Below are 15,278 nucleotides of genomic sequence, written 5' to 3'. Positions count from 1 at the left end.
TCCCTTTTGCTACGAAATCAGCCGGATTCCGGCTCATTTTCGGAAAAATGTTGAGAGGCGTATATGATTTCGATGAAATGAATAATGACTAGTCGTCATTTTTGTGCTACTATTTCAATTAATCGTGCTACTGCACACGTGAACATTGAAGGGTGGGAATAAAAATGAAACATCGACTAGTCATTTTTTTAGTTTTGATAGTCACCATGATTTGGATTAGCGGCTGTTCGGTGGAGAAGCCAAAGCCGACGGCAGAGGCAAGCAAGAAGCAGCTCGTTCTAGCTATTGGCGGAGAGCCGGAAGCCGGTTTTGATCCAACAACGGGGTGGGGACGCTACGGTTCGCCGCTTTTCCAAAGTACGCTGCTTAAGCGTGACAGCAATTTGAATATTACAAATGATCTCGCCACGGGTTATGAGGTTAGCCCGGACGGCTTGAGTTGGACCGTGAAGCTGCGCAAGGATGTCAAGTTCAGCGATGGTCAACCGTTAACGTCAGTCGATGTCGTATACACCTATCAAACCGCTGCGTCGAGCGGATCTGCCATTGATCTGAGCAATGTCAAAAGTGTAGAAGCGCCTGATGACGCAACGGTCAAGTTCACCCTGAAAGAACCGCAATCGACGTTTACGCAGATGCTAGTTGCAACTGGCATTGTCCCCAAGCATGCCCACGGCAAGGATTACGCCAATCAACCGATCGGCTCAGGTCCTTATAAATGGGTCCAATGGGATAAAGGGCAGCAGCTGATTGTCGAATTGAACCAAGACTACTACGGGAAAAAGCCGTTTTTCGAAAAAATCACCTTCCTTTTCCTAGGGGAAGATGCCGCTTTTGCAGCAGCCAAAGCGGGAACGGTGGATATGGCTGCGATTCCTGCGGCATTTAGCAAGCAAACCGTGAACGGTATGGAGTTACAAACAGCAGCAACCGTGGACAATCGAGGCATCATGTTTCCTTATGTGAAATCCGGAGAGAAAACGAAAGACGGTTACCCGATCGGCAACGATGTCACTGCGGATGTAGCGATTCGTAAGGCAATTAATCTAGCACTCGATCGAAAAGCATTGGTTCAAGGCGTTCTAGAAGGTCACGGCACTCCCGCCTACACCTTAAATGATGGACTTCCTTGGTTTAATCCCGAAGCGGTTTTTACTGATGCAGATATGAACGCAGCGAAGAAAATACTCGCAGATAATGGTTGGATAGACACCGATCATGACGGCATTGTTGAAAAAGGAACACTGAAAGCAGTAATCAATTTGCTTTATCCTTCCAGTGATGTCACGCGTCAATCGCTTGCCATTGCATCGGCAGATATGCTAAAACCTCTGGGCATTCAAGTGAAAGCCGAAGGTAAAAGCTGGGACGACCTCGAGAAACAAATGCACGCGAACCCTGTTCTTTTTGGATGGGGAAGTCAAGATCCCTTGGAGATGTATAACGTTTACAGCAGTAAATATGGTGGAGTGGACTATTACAACCCGGGGTACTACAGCAACTCGAAGGTTGAAGGATATATGAGTCAAGCTTTAAAAGCAACGAACGAAAAAGAGGCATGGAGCTTTTGGAAAAAAGCGCAGTGGGATGGTGAAACCGGATTAAGCACGTTAGGTGATGCACCCTGGGCATGGTTGATTAATCTGGATCATCTGTATTTGGTGAGAACAGGACTTGATATTGGCAAACAAAAAATCCATCCGCACGGACATGGCTGGCCGGTAACGGATAACATCGAGGAATGGCAATGGAAGTCATAAAGCGGGAATCCTCTAACTTGGCAAAGGTCAGCCGGATGCTGGCTCCCTTCCTTTTACGAAAAGGACTGGGGTTGATCCTGCTGTTGTTTGCTGTGAGTGCTGTTTCATTTCTGCTCGTACACTTCTCACCCATTGATCCAGTTCAGGCTTATGTCGGTGCCGATATGATGAAGGTAAGCGCTGAACAGAGAGAGATGATCATGCAGTACTGGGGACTCAATGAACCGCCGGTAACACGGTATTGGAACTGGCTGTGCGCTGTGGCAAGCGGTGATTTAGGAACGTCAATGATCTACCGGAGTCCTGTCCTCGATGTGATTGGCGAACGATTTGCTGCTTCTCTTGCTTTGATGGGGATTGCTTGGGTTCTATCCGGCATTATCGGATTTGTTTCCGGTGTTCTAGCTGCTATGAATCGGAATACATGGATCGACCGAATGATTCGCTGGTATTGCTACACGCTATCCTCGACGCCTACTTTTTGGATGGGCTTGCTGTTTATGCTCGTTTTTGCGGTATGGTTGGGATGGCTGCCTGTCGGTCTGGCAGTTCCTGCCGGGGTTACTTCAGAGGAAGTCAACCTGCTTGATCGCATCCGTCATATGCTGCTTCCGGCATTGACACTCAGTGTAACCGGAGTTGCAGCAATTGCTCTTCATACGCGAGAAAAACTAGTTGATATTACAAACAAAGACTATTGGATATTTGCAAGAGCGAGAGGGGAGCGAGGGTTTCAAATCTTTTGGAGACATGGGCTTCGGAATGTGGCCTTGCCCGCAATTACACTGCAATTTGCTTCATTTAGTGAGCTGTTTGGCGGAGCGGTTCTTGCTGAGCAGGTATTTTCGTATCCTGGGCTTGGGCAGGCGGCGGTGGAGGCAGGTCTCCGAGGCGATGTTCCACTATTGCTAGGTATTGTTTTATTCAGCGCTGTGTTCGTGTATTCAGGAAATGCAATGGCCGATATGAGTTATCGCCTGATTGATCCCAGAATGAAAGAAGGCGGTAAACCATGAGATGGCTGCATGATCGTCACAAGCTTGCGTTAACTTCGGTTGCTGCTGTGCTCGTCTTACTTATCATTTTCGCTATGTCTGTAGGGATGGATTCGTCAGGTTTGTCTACTAGCTTGAACCAGCGTAATTTCGCGCCGTCATTCGCGCACCCTTTTGGGACGGACTGGTTAGGAAGAGATATGTTAACACGTACGATCAAAGGATTGGCGCTTAGCCTTAGGGTCGGTGTTGTTGCTGGAGCTTCAAGTGTCATCATTGCGGGGATTATGGGGCTTGCGGCAGCCGTTATGGGAAAAACCGTGAATCGACTAGTGAGCTGGCTGACGGACTTATTTCTCAGCGTCCCTCATCTTGTAACACTCCTCTTGATTGCTTTTGTTGTAGGTGGAGGGGCTAAAGGCATTATCATAGGTGTCGCACTAACGCATTGGCCTGCTTTAACAAGAGTTATACGTGCTGAGGTGATGCAGATCCGTTCGGCACCGTATGTTTCCATATCGCGTAATTTCGGAAAATCCAGTTGGTGGATTGCGACAAGACATATTGTCCCGCATCTGCTGCCCCAGCTTTTGGTCGGGCTTATTCTAATCGTTCCGCATGCCATTTTGCATGAAGCAGCCGTTACCTTCATAGGGATGGGACTTTCCCCACATGAGCCGGCGATTGGCATTATTTTATCCGAATCTATGAGGTATTTATCTTCCGGCATGTGGTGGCTGGCGTTGTTCCCTGGTTTGTGCTTGCTACTGTTGGTTCGGGCTTTTGCCATGTTGGGAGAGAACTTGAAGACGTGGATAGATCCCAGACGCGCACATGAGCATTAAACATTTTAAGCTTGGAAAAGAGGGATTCGGTTTATGTTGGAAGTCAGTGAACTTTCGATCAGCTTTAATACATTGGACCGACACTTTCGCCCTAAAAAAATGGAAGCCCTTCATAAATTGGAGCTTTCGATTGATGCCGGAGAAATTCTAGCTGTCGTAGGCTCCAGCGGTTCCGGCAAAAGTCTGCTGGCTCACGCTATTTTGGGCATTCTTCCCGGCAATGCGCAAGTTACGGGGACAATTTGCTTTAAAGGCGAGAAACTGACTGCTGAAAGGCAGGAGGGTTTGCGTGGGAAAGAAATCGCGCTTATCCCTCAGTCTGTGCAGTATTTGGATCCCTTAATGCGTGTTGGCGATCAAGTGAGACAAGCGGTTCGGCGAGGAAATCCGGCCGAGCTTCAGCGGAAAGCTTTTAGCAAGTATAGTTTATCGGACTTTGTCGCCAAACTGTTTCCCTTCCAACTTTCCGGAGGAATGGCGCGAAAAGTTCTCGTCTCAACGGCAACTGTAAGTGGAGCTCAGTTGTTGATTGCGGATGAGCCTACTCCAGGCTTGGATACGCCTTCTATGGGTGAGACCTTAAGCCGATTCAAGCAGCTGGCTCAGGAAGGTTGTGCGGTCATGTTAATCACACATGACATTGAAGCGGCTTTAACGGTAGCCGATCGGATTGCTGTGTTGTATGCCGGGACCGTAATTGAAATTGCCCCCCGCAGCGATTTCACAGGAGATGGGCAGAGACTGCGGCACCCGTATACGCAAGCGCTATGGAGAGCGCTCCCGGGCAACGGATTTATTCCTTTGCCTGGGGCTCAACCGCTGCCGGATGCTTTGCCGACAGGGTGTGTTTTTGCTCCACGCTGTTCTATGGCCACCTCGGAATGTGAACAGCAAGCTCCTGAGTCGCGCACGGTAAGAAGCGGAAAGGTTAGGTGCATACATAGTGCTTGAGGGGAAGTCTTTGGGGTATCGTTATGGGAAAGAGGCGTGGGTGTTTCATAACCTTGATATTCAAGTGGGAGCAGGAGAAATCGTAGGACTCGTCGGACCAAGTGGTTGTGGGAAGTCCACGCTAGGGCAGTTACTTGCAGGTCATGTGGGACTGCAAGAAGGACATGTGAGTGTGGACGGTGTTCCGCATAGGAAGGGTTTGCGAAACCCCGTTCAGTTAGTTCTGCAGCATCCTGAACAAGCGGTTAATCCGAGGTGGAAGCTTCGAAGAACGCTTCAAGAGTCAGGTATGATGGACCCTGTTATGCGCTCGGAATTATCGATTGAGGACGCATGGTTAGATCGCTATCCGAACGAGCTGTCCGGCGGGGAGCTGCAGCGGATTTGTGTGGCGAGAGCGCTGAGTACGGAAACACGCTATTTAATTGCGGATGAGATGACCACCATGCTAGATGCTATTACACAAGCGCAAATCTGGCATGCGGTGCTGCGCTGGGCTGAGCGGCAGCGTGCGGGTGTTTTGGTGATTAGCCATGAGCGGGAATTGATTGAGCGGTTGTGTGGGCGGGTGATTAGCTTTCCATTCTAATGAGCTAGGTAAGTTTCCTCTTTCTCCTGCTGATATAGCCATTAACTATATCTAGATATAGCTAAATCCAGTTACTCTATAGCCACAGCTCTATGATATCTTTTTTATAACAAAACGATGCTAAGGAGCAATAGACTGTGGAACAATTACGTAAACAAGACCCCAAAATTGTTGAGGCAATGAATCTGGAGATCGGCCGTCAACGTGACAAAATTGAGTTGATCGCTTCTGAAAACTTCGTCAGCGAAGCTGTTCTGCAAGCAATGGGAACGGTTCTAACGAATAAATACGCAGAAGGCTATCCGGGAAAACGCTACTACGGCGGATGCGAGCATGTCGATATCGTTGAGGATATCGCGCGTGATCGTGCCAAAGAATTATTTGGCGCAGAGCATGCCAATGTGCAGCCGCACTCCGGCGCGCAAGCCAATTTAGCGGTATATTTAGCTGCTCTGAACCCGGGAGATACCGTTCTTGGTATGAACTTGGCGCATGGCGGTCACTTAACACATGGAAGTCCTGTTAATGCCTCGGGTATTTTGTACAACTTTATTCCTTATGGTGTTAGAGAAAGCGACGGGTTGATTGATTACAATGAGGTTCGCAAATTGGCATTCAAGCATAAACCTCGCATGATTGTAGCTGGTGCCAGCGCATATGCACGCATTATTGATTTTGAAGCATTAGGTGAGATAGCTAATGATGTAGGAGCTCTGTTCTTTGTGGACATGGCTCATATTGCCGGGTTAGTTGCGGCAGGGTTGCACCCTAGTCCTGTGCCGCACGCTCATTTTGTAACTACAACTACGCATAAAACGCTTCGCGGTCCCCGCGGCGGTATGATTCTTTGCCGCAAGCCTTGGGCTGCAGCGATTGATAAAGCGGTATTCCCCGGAACGCAAGGCGGACCGCTGATGCATATTATTGCCGCTAAAGCCGTTGCTTTTGGCGAAGCGCTTCAACAAGATTTTAAAACGTACGCTCAAAATGTTGTTCTCAACGCCAAAACGTTATCAGAAGAGCTTTTGGCCGAAGGTGTCAATCTTGTATCCGGAGGCACAGATAACCATCTGATGCTGATCGACTTGCGCAGTCTGGGCATCACTGGTAAAGAGGCGGAACATTTGCTGGATGAAGTAGGCGTAACGGTAAACAAAAATGCGATTCCTTTCGACCCTGCGAAACCGATGGTTACAAGCGGAGTCCGGATCGGAACTCCAGCTGTTACCGCCCGTGGCATGGATCAAGAATCTATGAAAACAATTGCCAAAATTGTGGCGTTAACGTTGAAAAATCCTACGGACGAAGCTGTGCATAACCAAGTACGGGGAATGGTCAGTGATCTGACAGCGCAATTCCCATTATATCCAGGGTTGAGCTACTAAAGTTACAATTGAACAAAGTATTTGATCTTTGGATCAAATACTTTTTTTATTATTAGAAAAAAAGTTGGTGGCATAGTGAAGTATGAATTTCCAGGTGCTTTGCAGAATCAAAAGATTATTTTATCCAAGGAATGTCTCATTGAAGAAGCAAATTGTGTCCTGATTTGTGCATTCTATCAAGGTAAATTGATTCTCGTTAGACATAACAGCCGGGGGTGGGAGTTGCCAGGAGGGAAGAGAGAGAAGGGGGAGCCCGTTCTTCAAACGGTTCGAAGAGAGATGCAGGAAGAGGCTGGAGGAGAGCTGGATGCGATCGAGAGAATTGGGCAATATCTAATTTTTGAAAATGATCATCTAGTATTTGTGAAAAATATTTATATTTCCACGGTCCTTGTTCTTGGAGCGCTCCCGGGCGGATTTGAGACGGATGGTATCATGCTGGTAGATGCGATTCCGCAGCAAGTTGAGATTATGAATGATGAAACATTTAGTCCTTATATGAAGGATAATGTCTATATGATTGTATCCGAATGGATTAAGGATCATCGGTTTATTAGAGATAGTTACAAGGCTTGTCCCGAAGCTATGAAATAAATTATGAAGTAGACAAAACGAAATAAACGATATAACATTAGCGATGACAAAATATAATATGCTAAATAAGGGTGCAAGCATACGATTTGGATGCTTGCTTAATAGGGAAGTTCGGTCAAAGCCGACGCGGTCCCACCACTGTAATTGCCGAGTAACTCTTTCATATGCCACTGACTTGTTCACGAGATTGGGAAGGCGAAAGAGAAGCGATGACGCATGAGCCAGGAGACCTGCCTTTATTTATAGTATGTTACTAATTCTTTGGGGGTGGGAATTAGCAACAAAAGATTATGCTAAGGCATAATTCTTACTATGACACATGTTATTTGTGCGTACTAATGGATGTACAGCCACCCTAGTTTTTTAGGGTGGCTTTTTTGCGCGGTTGTCCAAATTTGGTAGGAAAGAGGAATGACAAGAATGAGTCATCGTTATGTTTCAAAGCCGTTTATTGCACTTTTTATGTCTTTTGTACTCTTATTTTCTTCGCTAGGGGTTTTGGCAGGACCGAGCAGTCAAGCTCTTGCCAGTACAACAGGCCCAAGCTCAATTCGCGAATGGTTGCCAGCACCGGGGCAATTCGTTAACGAGGCTGCTTGGGGAGGAACGGGCGATATTAACTCGAAGTGGACGAATACGCCCGGTTCTACGGGAGTCTCCCTCGGTTCTTTTGGAGGAAGCGTCGTCTACAAGTTTGATGAACCGATTCAGAACAATCCCAAAAATCCATACGGCGTGGATTTCACCGTATTTGGAAATGCCTTCGCTGGTAACGAAGAACCTGCCGGTGTGGCTGTAGCACAGGACGATGGGACAGGTAATCCAGGCCCGTGGTTTTATATTGCTGGATCCGAGCATTACGAAGACAGCACAATTTGGGATTATAGAGTTACTTATACGAATCCCGAGCCGGATTTTACAAGCCCTAATGGTGTCAATGTGCCATGGGTTGATAATCAGGCAGGCAGTGGGGATGTAAAAACCAATGCTTATCATAAACATGCGTATTATCCGATACCTGCAAATTACCCCAATGCCCCATCGGATTTTAACAACCAATCGTATACTTATTCCGGTGTGAAAATAAATGTTAGAAAAAATGCTTTCGGTTATCCCGATACGCACGCGAACGGCAGTGCTCCCTATGATGTTCCTGCTAATCCCTATCTAACATCGCCAGTCAAAGGTGACCCTATCGATATTAGCTGGGCTGTTGACAGTACTGGTAAACCTGTTAATTTAACGAATGTCAGCTTTGTTAAGGTTTATAATGCAGTTCAAATAGACGGTGGTGCCCTGGGTGAAATAGGTGCCGAAGTTACTGCTCTGCAGAAGGTATCCGTCAATGATGCGGTTTATGAAACTGACGATCTTTCAAGCATCGTATTGTCAGGGGTTGGTGCTGACGTAACGAAGCAAGTTACCGTTACTTCTGGTGTTTATGTCTATGAGGATATCCGAATCAATGCGGATAAAATTAAGGTTACGGCTAACGGCACAGCAAGCCAAATTTTCGTCAATAATAAAAGCGGTACTTCAGGTGCATTAATTGACAAAGAAATTACATTGAGCGCAAATAAGGCTAAGATCGTTAGAGTTATTGCTCAAGAAGGCATAAATACCCCTAAGATTTACTACTTGAGTATTATAAAAGAGGCCAATAAAACGGCGTTGAATGCCTCGATTACTGATGTTGAGAGCATGACAAAAGGTAATTATTCAGACACGAGTTGGCAAGCGCTGCAAAATAGTTTGGCAGCAGCCAAACAAGTGGCGGCCGACAGTACGGCAATCCAAGATCAGGTTGACGTCACGTTAGCTAATTTGCTAGCAGCCGTGCAAGGCCTGCAAAATAATGCTCCTCCTATAACGGTTTCTGTCATCATAAATGGTTTCAGCGCAACAGCTGGAAAAATCGTTAACTTAGCTAAAACAGACACTGTTGTTGAAGATGGCTCAACAGCTGCAGCTGCGATTCAGAAAGTACTAGATGCAAATCAGATCTCCGTTGTTAATGCAAGCGGGAATTACATCACGAAAATAGGCGATTTGGCTACAGGTGATGGTGGTACCAAGAGTGGTTGGATGTATTTGGTCAACGGGCAATTTGCCGATGTTGGCATCGCGGATTACAAATTAAAAAGCAGTGACGTTATCTCACTTGTTTACACAGATGACTATGAGCAAGATATAACAACAACAGCCAATAAAACGGCACTGGATGCAAAAATTGCTGAACTTAATGCTTTGCAGCAGGGCAACTATACAGATGCGAGCTGGCTTGTATTGCAAAGCAGCTTAACATTCGCAAAAGCAGTATCTGCAAATACCAATGCAATTCAATATCATGCAGATAGCGCGTTAGCCAAAATAAATGCAGCCTTTCAAAACTTAGTCACGACACCTACGGATCCACAAACGATTGCTGTTTCATTCACTTTGAACGGCACTAGTGCTGCTGCTGGTAAAAGTGTCACTTTACCGAAAACAACCGTAAATATTGAGCCAGGTCATACGGCAGCTTACGTGATTGAGAAGGTATTAAATGAAGCGGGTATTTCCTTTGTCAATGAAAATGGCGCCTATATTTCAAAGGTTGGAAATTTGGCTGCCTTCGATGGGGGACCTTACAGCGGCTGGATGTATTCCGTTGATGGCGTTGATCCAGATGTCGGAATTGCCAGCTACATATTAGACCATAACGCCGATATCGTGCTTCGCTATACGGATAATTACTTGGATGAGAATCCGCCAACAACACCGGGTAATATTACGGTATCTGTCATCGTAAATGGTTTCAGCGCAACAGCTGGAAAAATCGTTAACTTAGCTAAAACAGACACAGTTGTTGAAGAAGGCTCATCAGCTGCATTTGCGATTCAAAAAGTATTAGCTGAGAAACAGATCCCCGTTGTTAATGCAAGCGGAAATTACATCACAAAAATAGGCGATTTGGACACAGGTGATGGTGGTACCAAAAGTGGCTGGATGTACTTGGTCAATGGCCAATTTGCCCTTGTTGGCATCGCGGATTACAAATTAAATAACGGTGACATCATTTCACTTGTTTACACAGATGATTATGAGCAAGATATAACAACAACAGCCAATAAAACGGCACTGAATGCAAAAATAACTGAGCTTGATGCTTTGCAAAAGAGCAACTATACAGATGCAAGCTGGCTTGTACTGCAAAATAGCTTAACACTTGCAAAAGCAGTTTCCGCAAATATCAATGCTATTCAATATCATGTTGATAGTGCATTAGCCAAAATAAATGCAGCCTTTCAAAACTTAGTCACAGCAACAGTTCCAGTGGATCCCAATGACCCGTCCGGCGGTCAGCCTTCAGCAGGTGAAATTCAAGCGGCAATTAACGCTGCTTCTAAGTATTTCCTCACCAAACCAAGCGGGGTAAGCTCAGACTGGAGCGCGATAGGTTTAGCACGCACGGGTAATAAGCTTCCCTATACGTATTATCAAAAACTAGCCAATAGTGTTTCAAGTTCCAAAGGAGATTTTAACTTAGTTACTGATCTTGAACGGTCGATCCTTGGTATAACGGTTACTGGTGGTGACGCATCCCACGTTGAAGGTTTTAACTTGATTGAGAAATTGTACAATCACAGCAAAATGACCGCCCAAGGCATTAATGGTTTAGTTTATGCTCTGCTGGCACTTGATTCCAAAAATTATTCTGTACCGGATAATGCCGAATGGACAAGGCAAAAAATTATCAATCAAATTATTTCTAAACAAAATCAAGACGGAGGCTTTGCTTTAGGCACTGGTAAAAGTGATCCTGATATTACTGCGATGACCTTTACTGCTTTAGCTCCGTATGCGGACAATCAAGCTGTAGTTCAGGCAGACACCCTTACAAAAGCAGCAAATTGGTTGTCTCTGAACCAACAATCCAATGGGGGCTATCTTTCATATGGAGTGGATAGCAGCGAAAGTGTCTCTCAAGCCATTATTGCGCTAACCTCGAATAACATAGATCCAGCAAGTGCGAAGTATGCAAAAAATGGTGTTAATTTACTTGACAAGTTATTCAAGTTCCGTTTGCCAGATGGAAGCTTCTCGCATACAATGCAACTTCGATCGGATGCAATGGCGACGGAACAAGCACTTCAAGCGCTAGCAGCCTATAAGATTTTTAAAGAAGGCCATGGAGAACGGTTGTATGACTTCACCAAATCACTGCCTGGGTTGGAGGACCCGGCACCCATTCAAGTGCCCCTACCGAGCGGTGATCAGCCTAAAGTAGTTATTCCATCTGATAATCAGAACTATCTCATTCCCATAACGAGTGCAGATGCAAATAAATTAGTTACAGTGGAAATTCCAAAAGATAGTCATTCAAAAGTCCGATTGGATTTGCCAACAGGAACAAGTTTGCCCAGAATTGAGGCAGTCAAAGGCGATCTATCTGTTGTTATTCCAGCAGGCGCCCAGATTACCAGCGGTCAATCATCCGCATTGGAACTGATCACTACCAACGATACATCGGATGCTACATTGAAAAATGCGTTGAATACGGTAATTTCCAGCGCGAAGAAGCTCGATACGGTGTATCATGCGATTACCCTCGGGGGCAATGATCGCATAGAATTTGATCAATTTGTAACTCTGGTTATAGCGGGTATGAAAGGCAAAGAAGCTGCCTATATTCAGAATGGATCAACGAAATCAATCGAGAGGTTCTCGAGCGACGCTGAGGGATTGGCTAGTGGTAAAAATGAGTATGCGTACGATAGTGGCAATGACCTTATCATTAAAACGAAGCATTTTACAGATTTTGTCGCTTTTACTACGAGCGATGTTACTACTGGTCCAGGGAATGGCGGTGGGGGCACTACTCCGCCAGCAACAAAGTATGTAACGCTATCAGTAGATAAGCTTACAATTAATAAAGGTTATGTCGTTTCTGAAACTAGCGTAGAACTGAAGACTGATGATACGGCATGGAGCGTGTTAGAAAGAGTTCTCAAAACACGCGGAATCAACTACAGCGCTTTATGGAATGAAGATTACGGAAGTATATATGTTCAATCCATTGACGGGGATGGCGAATTCGACCACGGCGACGGCAGTGGATGGATGTACAATGTGAACGGAGCCTATCCAGGATACGGTGCAAGCTCGTATGTGCTTAAAAATGGGGATATCGTGGAGTGGCGTTATACAACGAATCTTGGAAAAGATGTAGGTGATAATTCATCGGCAGGTCCGATCGTTGGTAATCCGACAGGGCAGAAGCCGATCATTAACATTCCTTCGGAACTTGCACAAGATTACACGTTAACTATTTCAGATGACCTGAAAAATAAAGAGTTAATCACCGTTAACATTCCTAATGTGAATCACAAAGTATTTTTCAACTTAGAGACGGTTAAAGACAGTATTCCATTGATTAAAGCGGTAAAAGGCGATATCTCTCTTACGATCGATAAAGGAACAGCGTTGAAATCAGGTAATCCAAAAATTGAAGTTTTGACTTCATTAAATCGCGAGGATGCCAATCTCCAGAACCTTGTGAAAGGCAGCATTAAAGATATCGGCAAAAATGTGCTGAAACTCACGCATGCCTTTGCGATGGGGAATGGAAACGAATCCGTACAGTTTGATAAACCGCTCACTTTTGTAATAACAGGAGCGAAAGACGAGCTTGCCGGGTTTGTCGAAGGAAATACGTTTACACCTATTGAACGGTACGAATCAGATGAAAAAGGCATGGAAGCGACAAAAGGCAAGGAGAAGATCACCTACGCCTATGTGAAAGATAATGATTTGATCATTAGAACGAATCACTTCACAAGCTTCCTATCTTACACAGTAGGTGCCAAGGATACCGAAACGACACCGGTATTTGATTGGAAGAAACTTTATACAGATTCAAATTCCGTCTCACCTTGGGCCGTTGACGCAATCAGCGAGGCATCGCAGAAAAAGTTTATCGAAGGCAACGAAGGTAAATTCTCTCCACAAGCTGCCATTACAAGATCAGAATTCACCAAAATCCTGGTCAATGTGCTTGGTCTAGAGATCAAGAAAGAGAATGCGATTCAATTTCAAGATGTTGCTCAGAATGACTGGTACTACCCTTACGTGAATACGGCTTATCAAGCCGGCATAATCTCAGGGTATGACGCCGAGCATTTCTATCCAAATGAGAAGCTTACTCGTGAACAGATGGCAGTTATTATCGCGAATGCTCTATCACTTTCAAAAGCAGATCAGGATTCTGGTATTGAAGACATGGAGCAAGTATCCGATTGGGCTAAATCCAGCGTTCAGACCATAATGGCTAACGAGTTAATGACGGGTTGGAATAATCGCTTCCAACCTGGTGAAGAAGTGACAAGAGAAATGGCTATTGTCGTTGCTATGAGAGCTTATAAAAAAAGATAGTACAGAACGATAGCTTGCAGCATGCATGGAGAAGGAGCAGAACAATTTCTGCTCCTTCTCCAATATTTGATTTGAAATATTGGAGGGAGAACAATGAGAATGATGAAGAAACTTTCGGTTCTGCTTCTTATTCTTTGTCTTTATTTAAGCAGTTCGATTCAAGCTTTTGCAGCTGATCAATCAGAAATTTCTCAAGTTGTTACGAACACAGCATCCTATTTGACGAAGATCGTTTCAGAGCCGCAGGTAGGATCTATAGGTGGAGAATGGGCAGTTATAGGGCTGGTTCGTTCCGGATATTCAGTCCCGCAGAATTATTATGACGATTATTACAAAGGTGTAGAAAAATATGTCAAGGAGCTTGGCGGCGTTTTGCATGACAAGAAATACACGGAGTATTCGAGAGTGATCTTAGCATTAACCGCTATTGGCAAAGATCCCTCCAATGTAGCAGGCTATAACCTGTTAGAGCCTTTAGGGGATTTCGACAAAACGATCTGGCAGGGCATTAACGGTCCGATTTTCGCCCTGATTGCACTAGATTCAGGCCAATATGAGATACCTGTGAACAAAAACGCGAAGACTCAAGCGACAAGAGAGATGTATATCGACGAAATTTTGGCAAGGCAGTTGGCAGATGGGGGATTTGCTTTATCTGGTAACACAGCTGACCCTGATGTGACGGGTATGGCATTGCAAGCTCTCGCCAAATATCAAAGTAGGGAAAAGGTAAAAGCAGCAACGGATAAGGCCGTTGAAGCCCTATCCAACATGCAGAATAACTCGGGGGGGTACGCTACCTGGGGAACGGAGAATTTGGAAAGCGCGGCTCAAGTTCTCATGGCTTTATGTGAGCTTGGCATCCGTCCAGATGATCGCAGATTTACTAAAAATGGCCACAACCTTGTCGACAATCTGTTAAGTTATTACCGAGAAGGAAAGGGATTTCTGCATACAGCTGACGGCAGCGGTGAAAATCTGATGTCCACGGAGCAGGCATTTTATACGTTGGTCAATGTACAAAGAGTAGATGCAGGGAAAACTAGTCTTTATAACATGGCAGATGTCAAAAGGGGCTCCCAGACGGATTCGGGCAACGGAACAATGACGCCGGAAAACGTGGGATTGCCGAATAAAAATAAAGATGTTAAGCCGAGCGTCATCACTAGTGCTGGTAGAACTTTTACGGATATCCAAGGGCATGCCAATCAGAAATCCATAGAAGCGATGGCTGCCAGAAATATTCTTAACGGCATATCGGACACCCAATTTGCACCGGATCAAACGATGACAAGGGCGGAATTTGCTGCCATTGTAACGAGAAGTCTGGGCCTGACACCGAAGGCAACGTCCGTTTTCAAAGATGTCTCTGCAGATAGCTGGTATGCACCCTTTGTAGGCACGGCTTATACCTATAACCTCATCCAAGGAACTTCAGAAGATACATTTACACCTGAACAAACCATTACCCGGCAGGAAGCTGCTGTGATGGTTGCCCGTGCGGCAAAACTTTGCGGATTGGACACGAATGTTCAGGCCATCGAAATCCGAGATATGCTTGCTCAGTTTACGGATTACACGAAAACGGCCGAATGGGCAAGAGCAAGTCTAGCATTTTCTTATCGTGAACATATTTTGTCTCAAGACATGATAGAGATACAACCTGAAGCGGCTGTAACGCGCAGTGAAGTATCAGATATGCTATATCAACTATTAATGAATTCTAAACTTTTGTGAAACAGGTG

9 protein-coding genes and 1 riboswitch are annotated in these 15,278 nt (G+C 45.4%); all 9 genes read left to right on the top strand.

All coding sequences use genetic code 11. From position 1 onward, the window contains the following. The first annotated feature begins 164 nt into the window (after window positions 1-164). Window positions 165-1,760: an ABC transporter substrate-binding protein gene (locus tag ACKTT9_RS26755; protein WP_407868292.1), complete on the top strand. Its 1,596-nt coding sequence runs from the start codon at window positions 165-167 to the stop codon at window positions 1,758-1,760. Further along, entirely contained in the window at window positions 1,748-2,776 is a 1,029-nt protein-coding gene (locus ACKTT9_RS26750) for an ABC transporter permease (RefSeq protein ID WP_407868291.1), read from the top strand. The genes ACKTT9_RS26755 and ACKTT9_RS26750 overlap by 13 nt, the downstream gene beginning before the upstream one ends. Further along, window positions 2,773-3,600: an ABC transporter permease gene (locus ACKTT9_RS26745; RefSeq protein WP_407868290.1), complete on the top strand. Its 828-nt coding sequence runs from the start codon at window positions 2,773-2,775 to the stop codon at window positions 3,598-3,600. The genes ACKTT9_RS26750 and ACKTT9_RS26745 overlap by 4 nt, the downstream gene beginning before the upstream one ends. A gap of 33 nt (window positions 3,601-3,633) precedes the next feature. Further along, window positions 3,634-4,551, top strand: coding sequence for an ABC transporter ATP-binding protein (locus ACKTT9_RS26740; RefSeq protein WP_407868289.1), 918 nt, complete (start codon window positions 3,634-3,636; stop codon window positions 4,549-4,551). Between the two features lie 10 nt (window positions 4,552-4,561). Then, complete coding sequence (locus ACKTT9_RS26735; protein WP_407868288.1) at window positions 4,562-5,140, top strand: ABC transporter ATP-binding protein; 579 nt, start codon at window positions 4,562-4,564, stop codon at window positions 5,138-5,140. 137 nt (window positions 5,141-5,277) lie between these two features. Continuing rightward, window positions 5,278-6,525, top strand: coding sequence for a serine hydroxymethyltransferase (gene glyA, locus ACKTT9_RS26730; RefSeq protein ID WP_407868287.1), 1,248 nt, complete (start codon window positions 5,278-5,280; stop codon window positions 6,523-6,525). Window positions 6,526-6,600: 75 nt separating this feature from the next. After that, the gene (locus ACKTT9_RS26725; RefSeq protein WP_407868286.1) at window positions 6,601-7,119 is read left to right on the top strand and encodes an NUDIX domain-containing protein; all 519 of its coding nucleotides are present in this window, start codon (window positions 6,601-6,603) and stop codon (window positions 7,117-7,119) included. A gap of 52 nt (window positions 7,120-7,171) precedes the next feature. Then, a riboswitch (cobalamin riboswitch) is annotated at window positions 7,172-7,372 on the top strand. A gap of 167 nt (window positions 7,373-7,539) precedes the next feature. Then, entirely contained in the window at window positions 7,540-13,533 is a 5,994-nt protein-coding gene (locus ACKTT9_RS26720) for a DUF4430 domain-containing protein (RefSeq protein WP_407868285.1), read from the top strand. 99 nt (window positions 13,534-13,632) lie between these two features. Next, complete coding sequence (locus tag ACKTT9_RS26715; RefSeq protein ID WP_407868284.1) at window positions 13,633-15,270, top strand: S-layer homology domain-containing protein; 1,638 nt, start codon at window positions 13,633-13,635, stop codon at window positions 15,268-15,270. Window positions 15,271-15,278: the final 8 nt, after the last annotated feature.

Source organism: Paenibacillus sp. P36 (assembly GCF_045866505.1).
Classification (GTDB): Bacteria; Bacillota; Bacilli; order Paenibacillales; family NBRC-103111; genus Paenibacillus_E; species Paenibacillus_E chondroitinus.
This window is presented reverse-complemented; position numbering and strand designations above follow the sequence as displayed.